We start from the raw sequence: 24845 nt of genomic DNA on the forward strand, positions 1-24845 counted from the left end.
CCGTAGCGACGAGCAACGGCTTTGACCGATGTGGAGGTCTTGCAGGCCTCTTTGGCGACCTGCAGTTTGAAACGCGCGTCGTATCTGTTCATGTATCCCTCGGGGTTGGATCTGATGTCCAACTCCCGGGGGTCACTTCACCATGGGGGCTCGATGGCGCCATCCATGGCGCCAACGGTCCTGCCCCCCATATCGCCCCACCCCCGACAGATTTCCTGTGACGGTAGTAGATCCACGCCATGCGTGGATCAGGTGTATCGGAAAACAAGAAGGGGTCGGATCCGTTTTCCTTCGGAAAACGGATCTGACCCCAACCCACAGCGCGCGGCTGTTGCTGTTGCCTTTGCTTTTGATCTTCTTCTTTCTCTTCCTGCGGTGGCGGCCGCAGGAAACTGTCAGGGGTCGGGCGGGTGGGCTGGGCGGGGGTGTCCGCGGCATGGATGCCGCGGCCAAGCCTACAAGGACGTACTCGCGGCGTCCCCCGTCCAGCCCACACGCCCGGCCCAATCACATGATCCCGCTTTCCGGAACCCACCGCAGAGGGGGCTCAGCCCGGTGGCCGGGAAACCTCAATACCCCGCCGCCTGCCCATCCTTGCGGCTCTCCGAAGCACCGTAGTAAACCCCGGTGTCGGGATCGCGCATGATCGCCTGGTAACCGCCATACGGCCCATCTGCGAACACGATGCGATGCCCTTTGCGCATCAGCGCACGCACTGTTTCATACGGGAAGCCGGTTTCCAGATTCACTTCACCACCGTCGGTCATCGCCGTGGCCTGACCCGTCGGTTCAGTCGAGCCTTCGTGCTGGATTCGCGGTGCGTCGCCCGCTTCCTGCAGGTTCATGCCGAAGTCCACCAGGTTCATCACGATCTGCGCATGGCCCTGCGGCTGCATCGCGCCCCCCATCACGCCGAAGCTGGCATACGGCTTGCCACCCTTGGTAATGAACGCCGGAATGATGGTCTGGAAGGGGCGCTTGCCCGGTGCGTAGCCGTTGGGATGGTTCTTCTGCAGCACGAACATCTCGCCACGATCCTGCAGGATGAAGCCCAGCCCCGGCGGCGCCATGCCGCTGCCCATGCCGCGGTAGTTGGACTGGATCAACGAGACCATCATGCCGTCGGCGTCGGCCACGGTCATGTAGATCGTGTCGCCTTCCTCCAGCTGCTTCGGTGTGCCTGGCTGCACTTCCTTCAAGGCCTTGTCCATCGAGATCAGTGCCCGGCGCTGCGCGGCGTACTCCTTGGAGATCAGCTTCTGCACCGGCGCCGGCTGGAATGCCATGTCGGCGTAGAAGCGCGCACGGTCGGCGAAGGCCAGCTTCTTCGCTTCGACGAACAGGTGCACGTGCTCGGGTGAGCCGAACGGGATCTTCGAGAAATCGTAGCCTTCCAGCACGTTGAGGATCTGAAGCGCAGCGATGCCCTGGCTGTTGGGTGGCAGCTCCCAGACGTCGTAGCCACGGTAGTTGCTGCTGACCGGCTCGACCCATTCACCGTGGTGGTCGGCCATGTCCTGGTAGCTCAGGTAGCCACCGTTGGCCTTGAAGTAGTCACCGATGGTGCGCGCGATGTCTCCCTTGTAGAAGGCGTCGCGCCCGCCGTCGGCGATCTTCTGCAGGGTGCTGGCCAGGTTCGGGTTCTTCCACATCTCGCCCTTGCGCGGGGCGTGGCCGTTGATCGTGAACTGCTCCTTGAAGCCCGGGTACTGCGACAGCTTGGGCACCGAACGGTCCCAGTAGTAGGCGATTACCTCGGCCACCGGGTGCCCTTCGCGGGCGTAACGGATGGCCGGCGCCAGGTTGTCGGCCATCGGCTTGCGACCGAAACGGTCGTGCAGGGCGAACCAGCCGTCGACCGCACCGGGCACCGACACCGGCAACGGGCCGGTGGCCGGGATGTCCTTCAGGCCACGACGCTGGAACTCGGCCAGGGTGAGCGACTTCGGCGAGCGGCCCGAGCCGTTGTAGCCGTAGAGCTTCTGCGTCTTTGGGTCCCAGACGATGGCGAACAGGTCGCCACCGATGCCGTTGCCGGTCGGCTCCATCAGGCCGAGCGCGGCATTGGCCGCGATCGCCGCGTCGACTGCCGAGCCTCCGCCCTTCATCACGTCCAGCGCGATCTGGGTGGCCAGCGGCTGCGAGGTAGCCGCCATCGCATGCGGGGCGATCACCTCCGAACGGGTGGCGAAGGTGTGGCCGGTGATGCGGTCGGCGGCGATGGACAGTGCAGGCACGGCAGCCAGCACGGCGGCGGCGAGCAGGGAGCGGGCAAGGCGTCGGGACACGGTCGGGTTCCGGTGGAAGGGTGGTCCCTCGATCTTCGCCGCTGCGACCTTCCTACGGTATCGGGCAGAGGTCATGGACGTTGATCCTGCGTTAGATGCGGAGGAAGCCAGAAAGCCGCCGGATTCCGCGCAAAAACCGCTCTGAAAAGAGTGAATTCGGGTTCACTGAAACACTTTCAGCGGCAACCATCCTTGTGCCGCAAGCGATTTAGCTGGACTCACTGGAAACCGATAAAAAAACTGTCGCGAGGGTTGACACCACCAAAACGGCTGTGTTTCTCTCGATCACATGTTGCATCACAACACGCCGCCGCGAACCCACATCGAAGCCGCCGCCATCGGCGCCGCCTCGCTGCGTTCGATTCTTGTGCTCGTACTTATTACCCAACCGACAGGTGCGGGACGAGCCAGCGTGTAAGCAACAGACACACCGGAACTCTTCAAAAACCCGCACCCGCCCCGGTGCGGGTTTTTTCATTTCAGGACCTGGTTTCAGACGCAACCACCATGACCAACGCTTATCGCACAACCCGGACCTGCAGCACCACGCCTCGTGGTGGCTGTGGCTGTGCCTGTGCGATGCGCGGCGCCCCCTCCACCGCTTTCCCCTGACCGGCCGGCACGTCACCTCGACGACCGGCCGTTCTTTTTTCTTCCCACCGCAAGGAACCTCCCCCATGAGCACCAACGACCTGCCCCAGACCAAGATCGCCGTCATCGGCTACGGCAGCCAGGGCCGCGCCCACGCACTGAACCTGCGCGAATCCGGCTTCGACGTGGTGGTAGGCCTGCGTCCGGGCGGCCCGACCGAAGCCAAGGCCCAGGCCGATGGATTCACCGTGGTGGCGCCCGCCGATGCGGTGAAGGACGCCGACCTGGTCGCCGTGCTGACCCCGGACATGGTGCAGAAGAAGCTCTACAACGATGTGCTGGCGCCGAACATGAAGCAGGGGGCGTGCCTGCTGTTCGCCCACGGCCTGAACGTGCACTACGGCATGATCGAGCCGCGCGCCGATCTGGACGTCGTGCTGGTCGCGCCGAAGGGTCCGGGTGCGCTGGTGCGCCGTGAGTACGAGATCGGCCGTGGCGTGCCGTGCATCTGGGCGGTCTACCAGGACGTCAGCGGCAAGGCCGCGCAGCATGCCCAGGCCTATGCGGCTGGCCTCGGCGGTGCCCGCGCCAACCTGATCCAGACCACCTTCAAGGAAGAGACCGAGACCGATCTGTTCGGCGAGCAGGCGGTGCTGTGTGGTGGTGCGTCGGCGCTGGTGCAGGCCGGTTTCGAGACCCTGGTGGAAGCCGGCTACCAGCCGGAGATCGCCTACTACGAGGTACTGCACGAGCTGAAGCTGATCGTCGACCTGTTCTATGAAGGCGGCATCTCGCGCATGCTGGAATTCATCTCCGAGACCGCGCAGTACGGCGACTACGTCAGCGGCCCGCGCGTGATCGACGCCGGCACCAAGGCACGCATGAAGGAAGTGCTGAAGGACATCCAGGACGGCACCTTCACCAAGAACTGGGTGGCCGAGTACGAAGCGGGCCTGCCGAACTACAACAGGTTCAAGCAGGCCGACCTGGAGCACCCGATCGAGAAGGTGGGCAAGGAACTGCGCGCCAAGATGGTCTGGTTGCAAGGACAGGCCGCGTAACCGCGCGGCCCTCCCCCACCCGCTTTGCAAGGTTCCCCCATGAACTCTTCCACACACCGCAGCGCGCCGCCCAACGGCGCGCGCTGGCTGACCCAGGCGCTGGAGGCCGAAGGCGTCCGCACGCTGTTCGGCTATCCCGGCGGCACCATCATGCCGTTCTACGACGCGCTGGTGGATTCGTCGCTGAAGCACATCCTGGTACGCCATGAGCAGGGCGCGGCGCTGGCCGCCAATGGTTTCGCCCGCGCCAGCAACCAGGTGGGCGTCTGCGTGGCCACCTCCGGGCCGGGCGCGTCGAACCTGGTCACCGGCATCGCCGATGCGATGCTGGACTCGGTACCGATGGTCTGCATCACCGGCCAGGTCGGCACGCCGCTGCTGGGCACCGACGCCTTCCAGGAACTGGATGTGTTCGGCCTGACGATGCCGATCGTCAAGCACAGCTGGCTGGTGCGCAGCGTCGATGACCTGCCGCGCGTGGTGGCCGATGCGTTCCGGATCGCCCGCGAAGGTCGCCCCGGCCCGGTGCTGATCGACCTGCCCAAGGATGTGCAGTTGGCCGATGCCAGCCATCTGCCGGCGCATGTGCCCAGCAGCGTCGAACCACCGCCGGCGCCAGCCGAGGCCGCCATTGCCGAGGCCATCGCCGCGCTGGCGGCGGCCGAGAAGCCGGTGGTCTACGCCGGTGGCGGCATCGCGCTGGGCGATGCCGTGCAGGACCTGCGCGACTTCGTCGAGGCCAGTGCCATCCCCACCGTGATGACCCTGCGCGGCCTCGGCGCACTGCCGGCCAGCCATCCGCAGTCGCTGGGCATGCTGGGCATGCACGGCACCCGCGCGGCCAACATGGCGGTGCAGGAAAGCGACCTGCTGCTGGTGCTGGGCGCACGCTTCGACGACCGTGCCACCGGCAAGCTGGCGGAGTTTGCACCGTTCGCCCGCGTCGTTCACATCGATGCGGACGCATATGAGATTTCCAAGCTGCGCAGCGCCGATGTCGCCGTGCCCGGCAATGTCGGTCATGCCATCCGCGCCCTGCGTGCGGCCTTCCCCTCCCCCAAGGCCCACCAGGAGGCGTGGCGCAAGCGCTGTGCACAGCACCGCGATCGTTTCGCCGCGCGCTACGACGCACCGGGTCAGCACATCTACGCCCCGGCGCTGCTGAAGCGCCTGAGCGAGCTGGCCCCGGCCGATGTGGTGATCGCCTGCGACGTTGGCCAGCACCAGATGTGGGTGGCCCAGCACTGCCGCTTCAACCACCCGCGCAACCACCTGACCAGTGGCGCGCTGGGCACCATGGGCTTCGGCCTGCCGGCCGCGATGGGTGCGCAGTTCGCCTGCCCCGATCGCACCGTGGTGCTGGTGTCCGGCGACGGCAGCTTCATGATGAACGTGCAGGAGCTGGCCACCATTGCCCGCTGCCGCCTGCCGGTGAAGATCGTGCTGCTGGACAACAGTTCGCTGGGCATGGTGCGGCAGTGGCAGGAGCTGTTCTTCGCCGAGCGCTACAGCGAGATCGACCTGTCCGACAACCCGGACTTCGTGGCGCTGGCGCAGGTATTCGGCATTGCCGCCACCCGCATCGACGCGCGGGATGACGTCGAGGGTGGCCTGGCCGCGCTGCTGGCCGAACCCGGCCCGGCACTGCTGCACGTGGCCATCGATGCACGCGCCAACGTATGGCCGCTGGTGCCACCGAACACCGCCAACAGCACGATGCTGGAAAGCAACCCCGCCCATGCCCGCCAGGAGATCCCCAATGCACTACCGGCTTGACCTGGTGCTGCACCCGGCCGAAGGCGCGCTGTTGCGCGTGATCGGCATGGCCGAACGCCGTGGCTTCGCGCCCCGTGCGATCAGCGGTGCGCCGGTGGCCGCCGACGATGGCCGCTGGCACCTGCAGCTGGTGGTGGATGGCCAGCGCCCGGCGGAAACGCTGTGCCGGCAGATCGAGAAGATCTACGACTGCGTGTCCGTGCAGGTTACCGCCGTGGAAGGAGCATCCGTATGAACACCCGTACCGTAGTGACCACGGTGCCGGTACGGAGGCGTCTTCTTCGCCGCCCGTGCCCGCATGCGGCGGTCGCCTGCACCCCGCTGGTGGCCCATGCCGGCCGCTGATGCCAGCCAGGAAAGCGATGTCGGCGACGTAAGCGTCGCCGACGTACTGGCGGCGCAGGCCCGGCTGCGCCGCTTCCTGCCGCCTACCCCGCTGCACCATGCCGAGCGCTTCGGCACCTGGCTGAAGCTGGAGAACCTGCAGCGCACCGGGTCCTACAAGGTGCGCGGCGCGTTGAACGCGCTGCTGGCCGGCCGCGAGCGCGGCGATACCCGGCCGGTGATCTGCGCCTCGGCCGGCAACCATGCCCAGGGCGTGGCGTGGGCAGCCTACCGCCTGGACGTCCCGGCCATCACCGTGATGCCGCATGGCGCACCGGCCACCAAGATCGCCGGCGTCGCTCACTGGGGCGCCACCGTGCGCCAGCATGGCACCAGCTATGACGAGGCCTACGCCTTCGCCGTCGAACTGGCACAGCGCCATGGCTACCGCTTCCTGTCCGCGTTCGACGACGCCGATGTGATTGCCGGCCAGGGTACGGTCGGCATCGAGCTGGCCGCGCACGCACCGGACGTGGTGATCGTGCCGATTGGTGGTGGCGGACTGGCCTCCGGCGTTGCACTGGCGCTGAAATCACAGGGCGTGCGCGTGATCGGCGCCCAGGTGGAAGGCGTTGACTCAATGGCGCGCGCCATCCGCGGCGACGTGCGCGAGATCGCCCCCGTCGCCTCGCTGGCCGACGGCGTGCGGGTGAAGATCCCCGGATTCCTGACCCGACGCCTGTGCACCTCGCTGCTGGACGACGTGGTGATCGTTCGCGAAGCCGAACTGCGTGAAACCCTGGTCCGGCTGGCACTGGAAGAACACATCATCGCCGAGGGCGCCGGTGCGCTGGCGCTGGCAGCAGGCCGCCGTGTCGCTGGCCGCCGCAAGTGCGCGGTGGTGTCCGGCGGGAATATCGATGCGGGTGTCCTGGCCGGCCTGCTCACCGACATCCGGCCGCGCCCGCCGCGCAAACCACGGCGACGGCGTAGTGAAACCCCACGCTCGCCCGGCAAGGCCAGCGCCCTCGCGTCCCCCACCTCTTCCCCTTCCCCCCTGCAAGCCGCCGCACCCGCTGTCGAGGAGATTTCCCTGTGACCACCATCGAACGAATTACCACCCCGCGCATCCGCATCTTCGACACCACCCTGCGTGACGGCGAGCAGTCCCCCGGCTGCAGCATGAGCCCGCCGCAGAAGCTGGTGATGGCGCGTGCGCTGGACGAACTGGGCGTGGACATCATCGAGACCGGCTTCCCGGCCAGCTCGCAGTCCGACCGCGAGGCGATGGCCCTGATCGGCCGTGAGCTGCGCCGCCCGAGCCTGAGCCTGGCCGTGCTGTCGCGCTGCCTGCAGGCCGATATCGAAACCTCGGCGCGTGCCCTGGAAGCTGCGGCCAACCCGCGCCTGCACGTGTTCCTGTCCACCAGCCCGCTGCACCGCGAACACAAGCTGCGGATGACCCGCGAGCAGGTGCTGGAATCGGTACGCAAGCATGTATCGCTGGCACGCTCGTACATCGACGATGTCGAATTCTCGGCCGAGGATGCCACCCGCACCGAGCTGGACTACCTGATCGAAGTCTCGCGCGTAGCCATTGCCGCCGGCGCCACCACCATCAACCTGCCCGACACCGTCGGCTTCACCACGCCGGAAGAAATCCGCGCGATGTTCCAGCAGGTCATCGCCGGCGTCGCCGATGTGCCGAATGCCGCCAACGTGATCTTCAGCGCGCACTGCCACAATGACCTGGGCCTGGCCGTGGCCAACTCGCTGGCCGCCATCGAGGGCGGTGCACGCCAGGTCGAGTGCACCGTCAACGGCATCGGCGAGCGCGCCGGCAACTGTTCACTGGAAGAGATCGCGATGGTGCTGAAAGTCCGCCAGGCCTTCTACGAGCAGGACAGTTCGATCAACACCCCGCGCATCGTCGGCACCTCGCAGCTGCTGCAGCGCCTGGTCGGCATGCCGGTGCAGCGCAACAAGGCCATCGTCGGCGCCAATGCCTTCGCCCACGAATCGGGCATCCACCAGCACGGCATGCTGCGTCATCGCGGCACCTACGAAATCATGCGCCCGGAAGATGTGGGCTGGGAGGATTCGCAGATGGTGCTGGGTCGCCACAGTGGCCGCGCCGCTGTTGAAGCGCGCCTGCGTGCGCTGGGCTTCTGGCTGGACGAAGACGAACTGAAACTGGTGTTCGAGCAGTTCAAGGGCCTGTGCGAACAGCAGCGCGTGGTCACCGATGCCGACCTGCAGACGTTGATGCAGGGCGGCTCCAACGCGCAGGGCTACCGCCTGGCGTCGATGACCATCAGCGATGTCGGCAGCCGTGCCAACGCGCTGGTCGAACTGTCCGACCCGGACGGCAACCGCGTGGCCGAGACCGCGCAGGGCGACGGCCCGGTCGATGCCCTGTTCGGCGCGCTGTCGGCCGCCACCGGCGTACAGCTGATGCTGGACAGCTACCACGTGCACAGCGTGGGCATCGGCGCCGATGCCCGCGGCGAGGCCAATCTGAGTGTGCGCCACGACGGCGTGGAGTACGACGGCACCGGTACCAGCAAGGACATCATCGAAGCCTCCGCGCTGGCCTGGCTGGACGTGGCCAACCGCCTGCTGCGCCAGCGCCACGCCGCCGCCCAAAGCAGCACCGACGTTCCCACCCCCGCAACCGCCTGAGGAACCCGAGATGAGCGCCTTCGACACTCCTACCGCAGCCGCTGGCCAGCAGTGGAACGCCCAGGACTATGCGATCGATGCCGGTTTCGTACCGTTGCTCGGTGGCGCGGTCGCGCGCCTGCTCGATCCGCGCGCCGGTGAGCGCATCCTCGACCTGGGCTGTGGCGACGGCGTGCTCAGCACCGAACTGGCCCTGAGCGGCGCGCGCATCCACGGCGTGGACGCGTCGCCGGAACTGGTGATCGCCGCCCGTGCACGTGGCGTCGACGCGCAGGTGATGGACGGCCACGCGTTGTCGTTCGATAGCGAGTTCGATGCGGTCTTCAGCAATGCCGCATTGCATTGGATGGGCAACCCGGACCGCGTGCTGGAAGGCGTGCGTCGCGCGCTGCGCCCCGGTGGCCGCTTCGTCGCCGAGTTCGGCGGCCATGGCAACGTCGCCACGATCGTCGCCGCGGTACAGGCCGCACGCGTGGCCCACGGCCATGGCGCCAGCACCTTCCAGTGGTACTTCCCGAGCGCCGATGCCTATGCCGACCGCCTGCGCCAGCATGGCTTCCAGGTGCAGCTGATCGAATGCACGCCGCGCCCGACCCCACTGCCGACCGGCGTGGCCGGCTGGCTGCGGGTATTCGCCGCGCCGCTGCTGGATGACCTGCCCGCCGAGGCCCGCGCCACCGTGCGCGAGGCTGCCACCGCGTTGCTGGCCGACCTGCCACGCAATGCCGCCGGCCAGCCGCTGGCCGACTACGTGCGCCTGCGTGTGCTCGCCCGCCGGCGCTGACTTGACCGTTCCGCTTTCTTTACTGATGTTCGCTATTTCGTACTTCTGCCAGGCATACGCATGACTTCCGCACCCCGCACCCTGTACGACAAACTGTGGGACGCCCACGTGGTGGTTCCCGAATCCGACAGCGCGCCCGCCGTGCTGTACATCGACCTGCACCTGATCCACGAGGTGACCTCACCGCAGGCATTCACCGAACTGCGCGAGCGCGGCCTGTCGCCGCGCCGGCCGGACCGCACCAAGGCGACGATGGACCATTCCACGCCGACCCTGCCGGCCGCCGCGGACGGCACGTTGCCCTACGCCAGCGCCGCTTCCGAGGCACAGGTCGCCACCCTGGCGCGAAATTGCGCCGAGCACGGCATCGAACTGTTCGACATGGCCTCGGACAACCGCGGCATCGTCCATGTCATTGCGCCGGAACAGGGCTTCACCCAGCCCGGCATGACCATCGTCTGCGGCGACAGCCACACCTCCACCCACGGTGCATTCGGCTCGCTGGCCTTCGGCATCGGCACCAGCGAGGTCGGCCACGTGCTGGCCACGCAGTGCCTGCTGCAGCGCAAGGCCAAGACCTTCGCGATCACCGTTGACGGTGCGCTGGCACCCGGCGTCGGCGCCAAGGATGTGGTCCTGCACATCATCGGCGTGATCGGCGTCAACGGCGGCACCGGCCATGTGATCGAGTTCCGTGGCAGCACCATCGAAGCGATGGACATGGAACAGCGCATGACCCTGTGCAACATGTCGATCGAAGCAGGTGCACGCGCCGGCATGGTCGCGCCCGACCAGGTCACCTTCGACTTCGTCGCCGCTACGCCGCGCGGCCCCAAGGGCGCCGACTTCGACGCTGCCGTGGCGCGCTGGCAACAGCTGCGCAGCGATGACGGCGCGCGCTTCGACAGCGAAGTGCACATCGACGCCGCCGACATCCGCCCGACCCTGACCTGGGGTACGCATCCGGGTACCGCGATCGCCGTGGATGCGCCGATTCCCGCCGCCAACGATGCCGCCGCGCAGAAGGGCCTGGACTACATGCACTTCCAGGCCGGCAAGGCGCTGGCGGGCACACCGGTGGACGTAGTGTTCGTTGGTTCGTGCACCAACGGCCGCCTGAGTGATATGCGCGAAGTGGCGCAGGTGCTGCGCGGTCGTCGCGTCGCCGACCGGGTGCGCATGCTGGTGGTGCCGGGCTCGGAGATCGTCAAGCGCGAGGCCGAAGCCGAGGGCATCCACGAGATCGTGCGCGCGGCCGGTGCCGAATGGCGCGAGCCGGGCTGCTCGATGTGCATCGCGATGAACGGCGATCTGGTCGCCCCCGGCCAGCTGGCCGTGAGCACCAGCAACCGCAATTTTGAAGGCCGGCAGGGGCCCGGTTCGCGCACGCTGCTGGCCTCGCCGATGAGCGCCGCGTGGGCCGCGGTGAACGGGCATGTGGCCGACACCCGCGAACTGTTCGCACAGGAGGTGGCGTGATGGCCGGTTTCCGTACCCTGACCTCGGCCAGCGTGGTGCTGCGCCAGACCAACATCGACACCGACCAGATCATCCCGGCGCGGTTCCTGTCCACCACCGAGCGTGCCGGGCTGGGTCGCAACGCGTTCAACGACTGGCGCTGGCAAGCTGATGGTTCGCCGGTGGCCGACTTCGCCTTCAACCAGCCGCACAACGCCGGCCGCAGCATCCTGCTGGCGGGCCGCAACTTCGGCTGCGGTTCTTCGCGCGAGCATGCACCGTGGGCGCTGACCGACCTGGGCCTGCGTGCCATCGTCAGCAGCGAGATCGCGGACATCTTCCGCGGCAACGCGCTGAAGAACGGCCTGCTGCCGATCGTGCTGGACGAGGCCGACGTGCAGGCGCTGATGCAGCGCCCGGACGATGCGCTGACCATCGACGTGGCTGCGCGCGAGCTGCGCACCCCCGCTGGCCGCGTCTATTCCTTCCCGCTGGATGGCTTCTCGCAGACCTGCCTGCTGGAAGGCGTCGACCAGTTGGGGTATCTGTTGGGCCGTGTCCCTGAAATCGAACGTTACGAGAGTGAGCATGCACGCTGAGATTGTTGTCCTGCCCGGTGATGGCATCGGCCCGGAAGTGGCCGCCGCGGCAGTTGCCGTCCTGAAGGCGGTCGCCGGACGCTTCAACCACACCTTCACTTTCAGCGAGCACGACATCGGTGGCATCGCCATCGACCGCCACGGTGAACCGCTGCCGGCGTCGACCCTCGCCGCCTGCCAGGCCGCCAATGCGGTACTGCTGGGCGCGGTCGGTGGCCCGAAGTGGTCCGACCCGAACGCCAAGGTGCGCCCCGAGCAGGGCCTGCTGGCGATCCGCAAGGCGCTGGGCCTGTACGCGAATCTGCGCCCGGTACGTACCCACGAAGCCGCGCTGCACGCATCACCGATCAAGGCCGAGCTGCTGCAGGGCGTGGACTTCGTGGTGGTGCGTGAACTGACCGGCGGCATCTACTTCGGCGACAAGACCCGCGACGCCGACAGCGCCAGCGACCTGTGCCGCTACACTGTGGCCGAGATCGAACGCGTGCTGCGCAGTGCCTTCCGCCTGGCCCAGCAGCGTCGCGGCAAGGTCACTTCGGTGGACAAGGCCAATGTGCTGGAAACCTCGCGCCTGTGGCGCGACGTGGCCGCACGCATCGGCCGCGAGGAGTTCCCGGACGTGGCGCTGGAGCACCAGCTGGTCGATTCGATGGCCATGCACCTGCTGGCCAAGCCACGCGAGTACGACGTGATCGTCACCGAGAACATGTTCGGCGACATCCTCACCGATGAGGCCTCGATGCTGGCCGGTTCGCTGGGCCTGCTGCCGTCGGCTTCGCTGGGCGAGCCGGGTGCGGTGGGCATTTACGAGCCCATCCACGGTTCGGCCCCGGACATCGCCGGCAAGGGCATCGCCAATCCGTACGCGACAATCTTCAGCGCCGCGATGCTGCTGCGCCATTCGCTGGGGCTGGAAGCCGAAGCGGCCGCGGTGGAAGCCGCCGTGCATGCGGTGCTGGATGATGGGGTGTTCACTGCCGACCTGGCCGCCAAGGGCCAGGCCGTGAGTACCGCGGCAGCGACCGACGCGGTGCTGGCGAAGCTGGGCTGATCCGGTAGCGCCACGCCATGCGTGGCGCGCTTCCCGTCGGATATCGTGCGCAGCCACCCATGGGGTGGCTCTACTCGTAGACCCACGCCGTGCGTGGCTGCGTTACTTGGTGGTGTACCCACCATTGACCAGAATCGTCTGCCCGGTCATCCACCAGCCATCCGTCACCAGGAAGCGGATCCACGGCACGATATCGGCGATGTCGGTCAGCCCGGTGCGGGTGAACGCCGACAATGCCGCCGCAGTCTTGTGATACGCCTGCGCATCGGCGCTCTCGGCCGGATAGAAGAACGGCGTGTCCATCGGACCGGGACCGATCGCGGTCACCGAAATGCCGCGCTCACCAAATTCCTTCGACGCCGCGCGGGTGAAGTGCTCGACCGGCGCCTTGGTGCCGGCGTAGCTGGAATAGAACGGCGTGAACGCACCCAGCAGCGAGGTGACCAGGGTGCAGATGCGGCCACCGTCATTGACGTGGCGACCTGCCTCCTTCAGGAAGAAGAACGCGGCCTTGGCATTGACCGCGCTCATCTCGTCGTACTCCACTTCGCTGATGTCCAGCAGCGGTTTCTTCAATACCTTGCCGACCGTATTGATGGCGATGTCGGGACGGCCGACTGCGGCCACGGCATCGGCGAACAAGCGCTCCATCGCTGCCGCCGACGTCAGGTCGCCCTGCAGGGCCACCGCCTTGCTGCCGGCGGCCTGCACCGCGGCTACCGTCGCTTCTGCATCGGCCTGGGTAGCGGCACTGTTGTAGTGGATGACGATGGCTTTGGCGCCCTGTGCGGCGAAGTCGCGGGCGATCAGGCCACCCAGGTTCTTGGCGCCACCGGCGATCAGCACGGTCTTGCCCTTGAGGGAATGCTCGGTCATGGCTTCGGTCTCGGGAGGGGGCTGCCCGGGGTGGCAACCCTGCCCTGACGACGATATCGTGCAGAAAATGCGGATAAAGCCCGCCACTTTGACTTAACTTTCCAGAGTCAGCGAACAATGGACCGGATCGATCGCTTCCGCATCTTCACCCGGGTCGTGGAGTGCGCCAGCTTCACGCGCGCCGCCGACCAGCTCGGCCTGCCCCGTTCCACGGTCTCGGCAGCCATTGCGGAGCTGGAGCAGCGGCTCGGCACCCGCCTGCTGCAGCGCTCGACCCGCCGGGTGTCCACCACCCACGACGGCGACGTGTTCCATGCCCGCTGCCTGCGCCTGATCGCCGAGGTCGAAGACGCCGAATCGCTGTTCCTCCAGGTCGACGCCCAGCCGTCGGGCCTGCTGAAGATCGACGTACCCAGCCGCATCGGCCGCCGCATCATCGCACCGGCGCTGCCCGGGTTCTTCGCGCAGTATCCGCAGGTGGAAGTGGACCTGGGCATGACCGACCGCGCGGTGAACCTGATCGAAGACGGTTGCGATGCGGTGCTGCGGGTCGGCCAACTGGGCGATTCCAGCCTGGTGGCGCGCACGCTGGGCCAACTGGATTTTGCCAACGTCGCGGCGCCGGCCTACCTGCGCGAACACGGCGTGCCGCAGCATCCTGCCGACCTGCCGCAGCATCGCGCGGTGAACTACGCGTCGCCGACCACGGCACGGGTGGAACCGTGGGAGTGGCAGGACGGCGGCCAACTGCGCACGCTGCCGATGCCTGGCTGGGTGCGTGTGAACAGCGCCGAGGCATCGATCGCGTGCTGTGTGGCGGGGTTGGGTCTTTTGCAGATTCCGCGCTACGACGTACAGGCCGAGCTGCAATCCGGCGCGCTGGTGGAAGTGATGCCACAGCACGTCGCACAGCCATTGCCGGTCACCCTGCTGCAGCCGCATCGGCAGCACCGTGCGCTGCGCGTGCAGGTGTTCATCGAATGGCTGCTGCCGGTGCTACGGACCGGCCTGCAGCTGCGGTAGATCCATGCCCTGCGTGATGCTTGTGTAGAGTCGAGCCATGCTCGACTCATCCCATCAACGCGCGAAGAGCAGCCGAGCGTGGCTCGGCTCTACAGAAAGCAGGTACCGCGAGCAGTGCCAACCAAGGTTGGCACCTGCCAGAGGCGCTGGCCGTGGACGCCGGGGCATCACGCCCCGGATTCATCGGGCTTCACCCGGAACCACGCCGCGTACAACGCCGGCAGGAACACCAGGGTCAGCACCGTACCGACGATCAGGCCGCCCATGATCGAGATCGCCATCGATCCGTAGAACGCGCTGCGCGACAGCGGAATCATCGCCAACACGGCTGCCAGTGCGGTCAGCACGATCGGGCGGAAGCGGCGCACCGTGGCGTCGATGATCGAATGCCAACGGTCATGCCCGGCATCGATGTCCTGCTGGATCTGGTCGATCAGGATCACCGAGTTGCGCATGATCATGCCGGCCAGTGCGATCGTGCCCAGCAGCGCCACGAAGCCGAACGGCGCCCGGAACAGCAGCAGGAACAGGGTCGCGCCGATGATGCCCAGCGGCGCGGTCACCAGCACCATCGCTGCACGCGAGAAGCTGCGCAGCTGCAGCATCAGCAGCGTGGCCACCACCACCAGGAACAGCGGCATGCCGGCCTTGATCGAGTTCTGGCCACGCGCCGAATCCTCCACGGTACCGCCGGTTTCCAGCAGGTAACCACTGGGCAGCTCGGCACGGATGCCGTCCAGTGTGGGCAGGATCTGATGCACCACGTCCAGCGCCTGCATGCCATCACTGATGTCGGCGCGCACAGTCACCGTCGGCAACCGGTTACGGTGCCAGATGATGCCGTCCTCGAAGCCGTACTCCATCGTCGCCACCTGCGACAGCGTGATGCTGCCACCGTTGGCGGTGGGCATCGACAGGCTGGACAGCAGCTCCAGCTGGTTGCGCTCATCGGCCGGCCCGCGCAGCAGCATCTCGATCTGGCGATTGCCCTCGCGATACACGCTGACCGATTGCCCGGCCAACGAACTGGACAGGAACTGGCTGACCTGGGCGCTGCTCACGCCCAGCGCGCGGGCGCGCTCCTGGTCGACTACCAGGCGCACCACCTTGCTCGGCTCGCTCCAGTCCAGGTTGACGTTCATCACGTGCGGGTTCTCCCGCACCTTGGCCTCGACCTGGCGCGCGATCGCCTGCACCTTCTCGATGTGCTCGCCGGAGATGCGCATCTGCACCGGATAGCCGACCGGCGGGCCGTTCTCCAGGCGGGTCACGCGCATCTGCACGTCCGGGAACTTCGGGATCACCTCGTGCAGCAGCCAGTCGCGGGTGCTTTCGCGTGACCTGATGTCCTTGGCCAGCACCACGAACTGGGCGAAGTTGGTCGCCGGCAGCTGCTGGTCCAGCGGCAGGTAGAAGCGCGGCGAACCGGTGCCCACGTAGGAGACGTAGTTGGCAATGCCCTCGCGGCTGGACAGCAGCTTCTCCAGCTTCTCGGCCTGGGCCTGGGTCGAGCGCAGCGAGGCGCCCTCGGCCAGCTCGATGTCCACCATCAATTCCGGCCGGGTCGAATCCGGGAAGAACTGCTGCGGCACGAAGCGGAACATCATCAGCGAGAACACGAACAGCGCGATGGTCGCGGCGATCACCCACCAGCGGTGACGCAGGCAGCCATCGAGGAAGCGACGGAAACTGCGGTAGAACGGGCGCTGGTACGGATCATGGTCATGCCCGTGCTGCGGCGGCGCGATCAGGTTGGCCAGCGCCGGGTAGCGGTCGGCCCACTGCTGGCGCCTGGCCAGCCAGCGCGCGGACAGGCTGCCCGGCTTCGGCGGCTGCGGATTGAACAGGTCCGGCAGCATCTTGTCGCCCAGGTACGGGATGAACAGCACCGCCGCGATCCACGACACCACCAGCGCGATGGTCACCACCTGGAACAGCGAGCGGGTGTATTCACCGGTACTCGATGCCGCAGTGGCAATGGGCAGGAAGCCGGCCGCGGTGATCAGGGTGCCGGTCAGCATCGGGAACGCGGTCGACTCCCAGGCGAAACTGGCGGCGCGCAGGCGGTCATAGCCCTGCTCCATCTTGGTGGCCATCATCTCCACCGCGATGATCGCATCGTCCACCAGCAGGCCCAGCGCCAGCACCAATGCACCCAGCGAGATCTTGTGCAGGCCGATGTCGAAGTAGTGCATGACGAAGAAGGTCATCGCCAGCACCAGCGGGATGGTCACGCCCACCACCAGGCCGGTGCGCAGGCCCAGCGAGAAGAAGCTGACCAGCAGCACGATCACCACCGCCTCGGTCAGCACCTGCACGAACTCGCCGACCGACTCTTCCACCGACTGCGGCTGGTCGGACACTTTGCGCAGCTGCATACCGGCCGGCAGGGTCTTCTGCAGGCGTTCGAACTCGGCATCGAGGTTGGCGCCGAGCTTGAGGATGTCACCGCCATCCTTCATCGCCACCGCCAGGCCGATCGCCTCTTCGCCCATGAAGCGCATCTTCGGCGACGCCGGATCGGCGAAGCCGCGCTTGACCTCGGCGATGTCGCCCAGGTGCACGGTGCGGTCACCGGCGCGGATCGGGAACTGGCGGATCGCTTCGATGTCGTTGAACTGGCCGGTCACCCGCAGCTGCACGCGATCGGTGGCGGTCTCGAAGAAGCTGGTGCCGGTCACTGCATTCTGGTCGGCCAGCGCCTGCTGCACCTGCTGCATCGACACGCCCAGCGTGGCCAGCCGGGTGTTGGACAGTTCGATCCACACCTTCTCGTCCTGCAGGCCGACCAGGTCGATCTTGCCGACGTCGGGCACCCGCTGCAGTTCCAGCTGGATGCGGTCGGCGTAGTCGCGCATCACCGCATAGTCGAAGCCCTTGCCGGTCAACGCATAGATGTTGCCGTAGGTGTCGCCGAACTCATCGTTGAAGAACGGACCGACGATCTCGCGTGGCAGCGTCGGGCGGATGTCGCCCACGCGCTTGCGCACCTGGTACCACAGGTCCGGGATCTGCCTGGAGCGCAGGCTGTCGCGCGCCATGAAGATGATCTGCGATTCGCCCGGACGCGAGTACGAGCGGATGAACTCGTACTCGCCGGTATTCATCAGCGCCTTCTCGAGCGGCTCGGTCACCTGCCGCGAGACCTGCTCGGCAGTGGCCCCGGGCCACAACGTGCGCACCACCATCGCCTTGAAGGTGAACGGCGGGTCCTCGGACTGGCCCAGATGCTTGTACGACCATGCGCCGATCAGCGCGAAGGCCAGCATCGCAAACAGCACCAGCGGGCGGTTGGACAACGCCCACTCGGAAAGATTGAAGCGGCGCACCGGCTTACTCCCTGGCCTTGGCGGCAGCGGCCGGCGTAGCCGGCTTCAGCACGGGACGGTTCTGCCGGTCCACGGCGATCACCGGTTGACCGGCCCGCAGCAGGTGGCCACCCGCAGCAACCACCCAGTCACCCGCGTTCACGCCGGACAGCACCGGTACCGTCTCGCTGCCAAACGCACCGGTGGTAACCGGTGCGGCCCTCAGCGTGCTGTTGGCCGGATCGACCACCCATACGCTGGCGGCACCGTTGGCACCGCGCTGCAGCGCGCCCAGCGGCAGCTGCAGGGTGCCGTGGCGACCGGCGCTGCTGTAGACGCGGGCACTCTGGCCCAGTTCGACGTCGGCCAGCGCATCGGCGGGCAGACTGACCCGGGTCGCATAGGTACGTGCCTGCGGATCGGCAGCGGCGGCGATCTCCCGGATCGTGCCCGGCAGGCGCTGGCCGGGGCGGTTCCACAACTCCACCTCAACCGGCTGGCCCACCGCATAGTCGCGGATGGTGGCCTCGGGCAGGTCGATCAGCACTTCGCGGCCACCGTCGGCGGCCAGGTTAAAGATGGTCTGCCCGGCGGACACTACCTGCCCGGCCTCGGCCTCGCGGCTGGCGATCACACCGTCGGCCGGCGCGCGCAGCTGTGCGTAGCCGGCCTGGTTGCGCAACACATCGAGGTTGGCGCGGGCGGCGTTGGCCTGGCCCTGCGCAGCCTTGAACGCGGCGGACTGCTGGTCCAGCTGCGAGCGGCTGACCAGCTGCTGGTCGGCCAGCACCTGGTAACGCTTGAGGTCATCGCGGGCACGCACCAGATCGGCTTCGGCTGCCGCCAGCTGCGCCTGCGAGGCACGGGCCTGCAGCGCGAAGTCAGCCACGTCCAGCTCGGCCAGCACGTCGCCCTTCTTGACCCGCTGCCCGGCATCGACGTGGCGCTTGACCAGATTGCCGCCAACGCGGAACGACAGCGGGCTTTCCTGCCGGGCACGCACCGTGCCCGGGAACGCCGCCGGCGCCTGCCCGGCCTGCTCGCCGGGGTGAACCACCAGCACCGGTACGGCCGCCGGTGGCGCCTGTTCCTGCCCCGAACAGGCTGCCAGCGCAGCCATCCACACCATACCGCCCATCCAGCGCACGATCTTCATCGGTCAACGTCCTGAAACGCAGGGTTGCAACTAAGGAGGGAGCCGCGACTGCCGGCCCAATTTAATAAACCGGCCGGTATAGTATAAATATCGAACCGCTTGGTCTAGTATTGTCGCGATGAGTTCCCACATTTCCCGCAAGCCGTCGGCCAAGCCCGCTGCCAAGGCCGCCGGACCCGGGCGCCCCAAGGACCTCGGCAAGCGCGCGGCGATCCTTGAAGCAGCCAAGGCACTGTTCATCGAACAGGGGTATACCGGCGTGAGCATGGACACCATCGCCGCTCAGGCCGGCGTCTCGAAGCTGACTGTGTACAGCCACTTTGGCGACAAGGAGACGCTGTTCTCCGAGGCGGTGCAGTCAAAGTGCATTGAAATGCTGCCCGACGCGTTGTTCGTAGCCGACGCGGACGGCCCGCTGCGCGACCAGCTGATCGGTATCGGCCTGGCCTTCTTCGAGCTGATCACCTCCGACGCGGCGATCTCGATCCAGCGCATGATGATGGCGCCGGAGACCGACGAACGCCTGCGCGCGCTGTTCTGGAAAGCCGGCCCCGAGCGTACCTGCGAGGCGCTGGCCGATTTCCTGCGCGCCCGCGCCGAACGTGGCGAACTGGAGATCGCCGACTGTGCTCTGGCCGGCGAGCAGTTCCTGACCCTGGTCAAGGGCGAAGTGCACATGCATATGATGTGCGGCATGCCACTGTCACCCGTGGAATGCGACCCTGTTGCCCACGTGACCGCCAGCATCGACTTCTTCCTGCGCGCCTACGCGCCGCGAGGGGCCGGACCGGCTGAATAACCAAAACTGAACGAACCGGAGGTCGCGATGACTTCCGGCACTGCGACCCCGGCCCCCGGCAGCTGATGCTCTGGGCGCGCCGCCGGCCTCCGGCACCGGTAAAATGGCCGGCCCACTGCGCTGGATTTGAACCTCATGACGATTGATTACGCCCACGCCCGCGAACTGATGGTGGAACAGCAGATCCGTCCCTGGGACGTGCTGGACATCAAGGTGCTCGACGTCCTGGCCCGCCTGCCGCGCGAGGCCTTTGTCGCCGACGCGCACCGGGCACTGGCCTACGCCGATGTCGAACTGCCGATCGGCCACGGCCAGAAGATGATGAAGCCGGTCATCGAGGGCCGTACCCTGCAGGCACTGGACCTGCAGCCGGGTGACGAAGTACTGGAAATCGGCACGGGCAGCGGCTTCCTGTCGGCCTGCATCGGCGCGCTGGCGCGCGATGTGCTGAGCCTGGAAATCGACCCGGAGCTGGCCGCCGCTGCGCGTGCCCGCCTGGACGCCTCCGGCCTGGGCAGCAACGTCCGCGTGGAAGTGGCCGATGCCCTGTCCTGGCAGACCGAACGCCGCTTTGACGTGATCTGTGTCACTGGTGCGGTCGACGTGGTGCCGTCACAGTTCGCCTCGTGGCTGCGTCCGGGTGGCCGCCTGTTCGTGATCCACGGCCGCTCGCCGGCGATGGAGGCCCTGCTGGTCAAGGCCGACGGCAGCTCCGAGTCCCTGTTCGAGACCGATATCGATTACCTGCGTGGTGCCGCCCCGGCCCCCCAGTTCCACCTCTGAGTCCAAGGAAGCCGCAATGATCCGCCGATCCCTCGCTGTTGCGCTGGCCACTGCCCTGCTGCCGTTGTCCGCCCATGCCGCCGACCTGCTGCAGGTCTACGAAATGGCCCGCAACGGCGATCCGCAGCTGTCGGCCGCCGAATCGACCCGGCTGTACGACAAGGAAGGCGCCGTGCAGGCGCGTGCCGCCCTGCTGCCGCAGATCAACGGCCAGGCCACGCTGAACCGCACGCGCAGCGAGCCGAACGCCGACGCCAATTCCGGCTCGTTCACCAACAAGCGCCGCACCTACGCGATCGACGGCAGCCAGACGCTGTTCAACTGGACCCAGATCAACAATCTGCGTTCGCAGCGTGAGCTGAGCAAGGCAGCGGACTTCACCCTCGAGTCGGCCAACGACAGCCTGATCGTGCGCACCTCGGCGGCCTACTTCAATGTGCTGGTGGCGATCGAATCGCTGAACGCCGCACAGACCAATGAAGCGGCCGCGAAGAAGCAGTTCGACTTCGCCGACAAGCGCCTGGAAGTGGGTCTGGCGCCGATCACCGACGTGCACGAAGCACGCGCCCAGTACGACCAGGCGCGCGCCAACACCATCATTGCGCAGAACACCCTGGCCGATAACTACCAGGCCCTGACCGAACTGACCGGCCAGCCGGTGACCAACCTGCGTGGCCTGCCGGCGGACTTCCGCCCGGAAGTGCCGGCCAACCGCGGCAACATCGACGAGCTGGTGCAGCAGGCTACCACCCAGAATCCGGCGCTGAAGGCGCAGGAGCTGAAGGTCAGTGCCGCTGAAGCCGGCGTGCAGGCTGCCCGTGGTGGCCATTACCCGACCCTGTCGCTGGGCGGCAGCTGGGGCAAGAGCGCCACCTGGGGCGACAGCACCGGTGCCGGTTCGCTGTCGCCGGATGCGCGCACCAACAGCATCGGCCTGACCCTGAGCGTGCCGATCTTCTCCGGTGGCGCCACCCAGTCCGGCGTGCGCCAGGCTCTGGCGCAGCGTGACATCGCCCAGGACGGCTACGAGCAGCAGAAGCGTGCCCTGGATCGCAATACCCGCAATGCCTACCAGACCCTGATGCAGGGCATCAGCGAAGTGGAAGCCCGCCGCCTGGCGGTGGTTTCGGCACAGAGCGCGTACGACGCCTCGCAGGTGGGCCTGGAAGTCGGTACCCGTACCGTGCTGGATGTGATCCAGAACCAGCGCATCCTGTTCTCGGCGCAGCTGGACTATGCCCAGGCCCGCTACACCTTCCTGCAGAACCGCCTGCTGCTGAGCCAGTCGCTGGGTGCGCTGGACGTGGCCGAACTGCAGGACGTCAATCGACTGCTGACCCAGGACGCGGGCAACCCGGCCACGACCACGCACTGAGTCGCCGCCCCTGCAACGAAAAAGCCACCCGCGAGGGTGGCTTTTTTGCAGGTGCTGCATCCACACGCGCCCCCCCCCGGCGTGGCCCCACGAACCGTCAGCCCGGCCATGCGCGCAGGCGTTCCAACGCCGCAAGCACGCACAGCGCGGCTGCCAAGGGGGCCAGCATCGACATCATCAGCCCGCAGCCGGCTGCGCCTTGCGGGGTGTCATCCCGACGCCGCCGCAGCACCGCCAGGCACAGCGCCGCCATCACCACCAGCGTTGCCGGACCCGGCAGCGCCGGCAAGGTGCCCTGCGGTAGCCCCAGCACCAGCATCACCGCCGGCAGCGCAACCACCATTGCGCTCAGGCGCGTGCGGGATCGTCCCGCCGCGTCAGCTGCGCGGAGCCACAACGATGTAGCCAACCGGACGGCCAGCATCAGCAGCACCAACTGCAGGGCGGCCAGGCCCGCTGCCCCGGCCAGGGGCAACAATGGCAGCATCCACTGCAGCTGGGGGTGCACCTGCAGCGCCACGGCCAGTGGCCGGGTACTGGCGAGCGCGGAAAACTCGACCAGCCCGGCCTGCAATGCTGCCAGCACGATCAGCAGCAGCATCGCCAGCAACGAGACCAGCGCCAGCACCGCCGGCTGCCACATCGCACCCTGGCGGCGCAGCGCAGGAAAGCCCAGTGCCAGGCCCACGCTGGCAAATATGCCCAGCAGCGGCACCGCAGCCGCCAGCACGCCCCCCAGCCCGAAGCGATACGGCGCGGTCGCCGGAGGCAGCCAGGGAATCCAATGCCCGTAGTGCACGTGACGCGCCGCCAGCGCCAGCAGCAACACCCCCACACCGATCTTCACCGTCAGCAGCGCACAGGCCGCAAGGGCCACACCCCGCGGCGGCAGCAACGCGAGCACGCTCAACGTCAGCAGGCCCACGGCCGCCGCTATCTGCACGGGCAGCCAGTCGTTGGCATGGAGGCCTCCGGTAGCCAGCACCGCATGTACATGGCGGGCCATGGACTGTGCCGCGCCCGCCGTGGTCGCCGTCAGCTCAAGCAACAGGATCGTGCCCAGAACGACGGCCACCCGTGGCCCCCAGCTGGCGGCCAGCAGCCCGTACAGGCCATCGGCCGCCGGCAGTCGCAGCACCAGATCCTGCAGGCAGCACAGCACCAGGCCAGCCCCCAGTGCGGCCAGCAACAGGCTCAGTACGATGGCGGGGCCAGCCTGTGCCGCCGTGTGCTGGCCCACCAGCGCGATCACGCTGCCGCCCACCAGCAACGTCAGTGCCACCACAGCCAGGTGGTCCATCCCCAAGCGCGCCCCACCGGTGCCGTCCCTGCCCCTGTCGCCGTCCATCGCAAGTTCCCTTGATATCCGCCCAAGCGCGGTCGACAGCAGGCTGGCAGCCTGCGTCGTCCTGCGGAATCAGAATCGGTGCTGCGTGCGCCACGATGTGATGGCAGGCACGCTGCCATCGGCAGGGTCGGTCCAGCAACGACAGAAAAATCGTCGCTAAGCAGAATTGATGAAGTTGATCACGACAACGCAGCGCAGCGCCGCCGACGCCGCGCTGCCGGGATCAATCGCGTGCCGGTGGCAGGTGCGGTGCGACCAGCGCAAGCGTGCGCTGCAGCGCGCCACGGCCATTGCTGACCAACGTGCAGCCCGCACGCGCCATGTCCTCGCGGGCCTGCGCATCTTCAAGCAGATGCTGCAGCAGGTCGCCCACCGCCTGCGCATCTTCGCCGATCAGCAGCGCACCGGCCTCGCGCATGCGCCGGGAGATTTCCGCGAAGTTGTGCAGGTGCGGGCCGGTCACCGCCGCGGTTCCCATCGCAGCGGGCTCCAGCAGGTTGTGGCCACCGATGGCCTGCAGGCTGCCGCCGACGAAGGCGACCTGGGCGCAGGCGTAGAACGGCATCAGCTCGCCGAGGGTATCGATGACGAACACGTCTGTGGCGGCGTGCGGCCACTGGTCCACGCGGCGGGTCGCCACGCTCCAGCCCTGTTCGCGCGCCAGCGCTTCCACCTTCGGGAAACGTTCGGGATGGCGCGGTGCCCACAGCAGCAGCAGATCCGGATGCTGCTGGCGCAGGCGGCGGTGCAGGTCGATCACCGCCTGCTCTTCGCCGTCATGGGTACTGGCGGCGATCCATACCGGGCGCGCGCCCGGCACCCGTGCATGGAACTGTTCGACGAAGCCCTGCACGTCCGGCGTGGTGATGTCGAACTTCAGGTTGCCCAGTGCCTGCACCTGGCCGGGCTCCGCCCCCAGCTGCACGAAGCGCTCGGCATCGTCCTGCGACTGCGCGGCCACGCAGGTGACGGTGCGCAGGGCGCGGCGGATCAATGCGGCCAGCAGCCGGTAGCCGCGCAGCGAACGCGCCGACAACCGGGCATTGAGGATGTAGACCGGAACACCACGGTCACGGCAGCCGAACAGCATGTTCGGCCACAACTCGGTTTCCAGGATCAGCGCCAGGCTGGGCTGGAAATGGCCGAGGAAGCGGTTGACGCTGCCCGGCACGTCGTACGGCAGGTAGACATGGTCCAGCGCGTCGCCCCAGAGCGCACGCACGCGCTCGGAGCCGGTCGGAGTGATGGTGGTGATGACCCAGCGGATGTCCGGGCGCTGCTGGCGCAGGGCATTGACCAGCGGCGCGGCGGCATTGACCTCGCCCACCGAGACCGCGTGCAGCCACACCCGTGGCTGGCCGGTCGGCTGCGGATAGGAGGCGTAGCGTTCGTCCCAGCGCCGGAAGTACTCACGGACCCGGAAACCGCGCCAGACCAGGTGGTACACGGTGATCGGCAGCAGGATATAGAGCACGACCGAGTACAGGCCGCGCAGGATCCATTCGACAGGGTCTTTACGCATGCGGCAAGGATACGGGAGCCCCCCGGGAAAGACACGCGGCC

At 67.4% G+C, this 24845-nt stretch carries 20 protein-coding genes; 13 read left to right on the forward strand and 7 right to left on the reverse strand.

Annotated elements, in window-relative coordinates; translation table 11 throughout:
• Both RCF13_RS26275 and ggt read right to left on the reverse strand, forming a co-directional pair.
• Positions 1-92, reverse strand: a 92-nt coding sequence (locus tag RCF13_RS26275) for a transposase (protein WP_146136448.1), incomplete at its 3' end; no start/stop codon positions are given.
• A 477-nt stretch (positions 93-569) separates the two neighbouring features.
• Positions 570-2288 carry a gamma-glutamyltransferase gene (ggt, locus tag RCF13_RS06495; RefSeq protein ID WP_134969180.1) on the reverse strand — a complete coding sequence of 573 codons (1719 nt, stop codon included), beginning with the start codon at positions 2286-2288 and terminating at the stop codon, positions 570-572.
• Positions 2289-2965: 677 nt separating this feature from the next.
• On the opposite strand from ggt, the gene ilvC reads away from it, so the two are divergent.
• The 9 genes from ilvC to leuB all read left to right on the forward strand — a co-directional run bounded on the left by ilvC (position 2966) and on the right by leuB (position 12614).
• On the forward strand, positions 2966-3940 hold the full coding sequence (gene ilvC, locus RCF13_RS06500; protein WP_053499062.1) for a ketol-acid reductoisomerase: 975 nt from the start codon (positions 2966-2968) through the stop codon (positions 3938-3940).
• A gap of 39 nt (positions 3941-3979) precedes the next feature.
• Positions 3980-5716 (forward strand): acetolactate synthase 2 catalytic subunit, encoded by a 1737-nt coding sequence (gene ilvG, locus RCF13_RS06505; RefSeq protein ID WP_134969179.1) that lies wholly within the window; start codon positions 3980-3982, stop codon positions 5714-5716.
• A complete protein-coding gene (locus RCF13_RS06510; protein WP_005419108.1) occupies positions 5700-5951 on the forward strand; it encodes an ACT domain-containing protein in 252 nt (83 codons plus the stop codon). The genes ilvG and RCF13_RS06510 overlap by 17 nt, the downstream gene beginning before the upstream one ends.
• Before the next feature lie 96 nt (positions 5952-6047).
• Positions 6048-7139, forward strand: coding sequence for a threonine dehydratase (locus RCF13_RS06515; protein WP_053499063.1), 1092 nt, complete (start codon positions 6048-6050; stop codon positions 7137-7139).
• Positions 7136-8722 (forward strand): 2-isopropylmalate synthase, encoded by a 1587-nt coding sequence (locus RCF13_RS06520; protein WP_061479556.1) that lies wholly within the window; start codon positions 7136-7138, stop codon positions 8720-8722. Before RCF13_RS06515 ends, RCF13_RS06520 begins: the two co-directional genes overlap by 4 nt.
• 10 nt (positions 8723-8732) lie before the next feature.
• Positions 8733-9506 carry a class I SAM-dependent methyltransferase gene (locus tag RCF13_RS06525; protein WP_231352286.1) on the forward strand — a complete coding sequence of 258 codons (774 nt, stop codon included), beginning with the start codon at positions 8733-8735 and terminating at the stop codon, positions 9504-9506.
• A 60-nt stretch (positions 9507-9566) separates the two neighbouring features.
• Positions 9567-10985 (forward strand): 3-isopropylmalate dehydratase large subunit, encoded by a 1419-nt coding sequence (gene leuC / locus RCF13_RS06530; protein WP_061479558.1) that lies wholly within the window; start codon positions 9567-9569, stop codon positions 10983-10985.
• Positions 10985-11563, forward strand: a complete 579-nt coding sequence (gene leuD / locus RCF13_RS06535) for a 3-isopropylmalate dehydratase small subunit (protein WP_111201712.1) — start codon at positions 10985-10987, stop codon at positions 11561-11563. Before leuC ends, leuD begins: the two co-directional genes overlap by 1 nt.
• Entirely contained in the window at positions 11553-12614 is a 1062-nt protein-coding gene (leuB, locus tag RCF13_RS06540) for a 3-isopropylmalate dehydrogenase (protein WP_053499071.1), read from the forward strand. The genes leuD and leuB overlap by 11 nt, the downstream gene beginning before the upstream one ends.
• Before the next feature lie 102 nt (positions 12615-12716).
• Here leuB and RCF13_RS06545 read toward each other — a convergent pair whose 3' ends face one another.
• Positions 12717-13490, reverse strand: a complete 774-nt coding sequence (locus RCF13_RS06545; RefSeq protein WP_134968847.1) for an SDR family oxidoreductase — start codon at positions 13488-13490, stop codon at positions 12717-12719.
• 117 nt (positions 13491-13607) lie between these two features.
• Here RCF13_RS06545 and RCF13_RS06550 point away from each other — a divergent pair, with 117 nt between their 5' ends.
• The gene (locus RCF13_RS06550; protein ID WP_134968846.1) at positions 13608-14513 is read left to right on the forward strand and encodes a LysR family transcriptional regulator; all 906 of its coding nucleotides are present in this window, start codon (positions 13608-13610) and stop codon (positions 14511-14513) included.
• A 167-nt stretch (positions 14514-14680) separates the two neighbouring features.
• Here the strand turns inward: RCF13_RS06550 and RCF13_RS06555 are convergent, their stop codons facing one another.
• Positions 14681-17842 carry an efflux RND transporter permease subunit gene (locus tag RCF13_RS06555; protein WP_134968845.1) on the reverse strand — a complete coding sequence of 1054 codons (3162 nt, stop codon included), beginning with the start codon at positions 17840-17842 and terminating at the stop codon, positions 14681-14683.
• A gap of 4 nt (positions 17843-17846) precedes the next feature.
• Complete coding sequence (locus RCF13_RS06560; RefSeq protein ID WP_134968844.1) at positions 17847-18977, reverse strand: efflux RND transporter periplasmic adaptor subunit; 1131 nt, start codon at positions 18975-18977, stop codon at positions 17847-17849.
• A gap of 118 nt (positions 18978-19095) precedes the next feature.
• Here RCF13_RS06560 and RCF13_RS06565 point away from each other — a divergent pair, with 118 nt between their 5' ends.
• The 3 genes from RCF13_RS06565 to RCF13_RS06575 all read left to right on the forward strand — a co-directional run bounded on the left by RCF13_RS06565 (position 19096) and on the right by RCF13_RS06575 (position 21934).
• Positions 19096-19776, forward strand: coding sequence for a TetR/AcrR family transcriptional regulator (locus tag RCF13_RS06565; RefSeq protein ID WP_134968843.1), 681 nt, complete (start codon positions 19096-19098; stop codon positions 19774-19776).
• A gap of 135 nt (positions 19777-19911) precedes the next feature.
• Entirely contained in the window at positions 19912-20559 is a 648-nt protein-coding gene (locus RCF13_RS06570) for a protein-L-isoaspartate O-methyltransferase (RefSeq protein WP_049416694.1), read from the forward strand.
• A gap of 16 nt (positions 20560-20575) precedes the next feature.
• Positions 20576-21934, forward strand: a complete 1359-nt coding sequence (locus tag RCF13_RS06575; RefSeq protein WP_134968842.1) for a TolC family outer membrane protein — start codon at positions 20576-20578, stop codon at positions 21932-21934.
• A gap of 97 nt (positions 21935-22031) precedes the next feature.
• Here the strand turns inward: RCF13_RS06575 and RCF13_RS06580 are convergent, their stop codons facing one another.
• On the reverse strand, positions 22032-23282 hold the full coding sequence (locus tag RCF13_RS06580; protein ID WP_134968841.1) for an amino acid transporter: 1251 nt from the start codon (positions 23280-23282) through the stop codon (positions 22032-22034).
• A 223-nt stretch (positions 23283-23505) separates the two neighbouring features.
• The gene (gene waaA / locus RCF13_RS06585; RefSeq protein ID WP_134968840.1) at positions 23506-24804 is read right to left on the reverse strand and encodes a lipid IV(A) 3-deoxy-D-manno-octulosonic acid transferase; all 1299 of its coding nucleotides are present in this window, start codon (positions 24802-24804) and stop codon (positions 23506-23508) included.
• Positions 24805-24845 lie beyond the last annotated feature (41 nt).

The organism is Stenotrophomonas maltophilia group sp. RNC7 (assembly GCF_030910085.1).
In the GTDB taxonomy this organism is placed as follows: domain Bacteria; phylum Pseudomonadota; class Gammaproteobacteria; order Xanthomonadales; family Xanthomonadaceae; genus Stenotrophomonas; species Stenotrophomonas sepilia.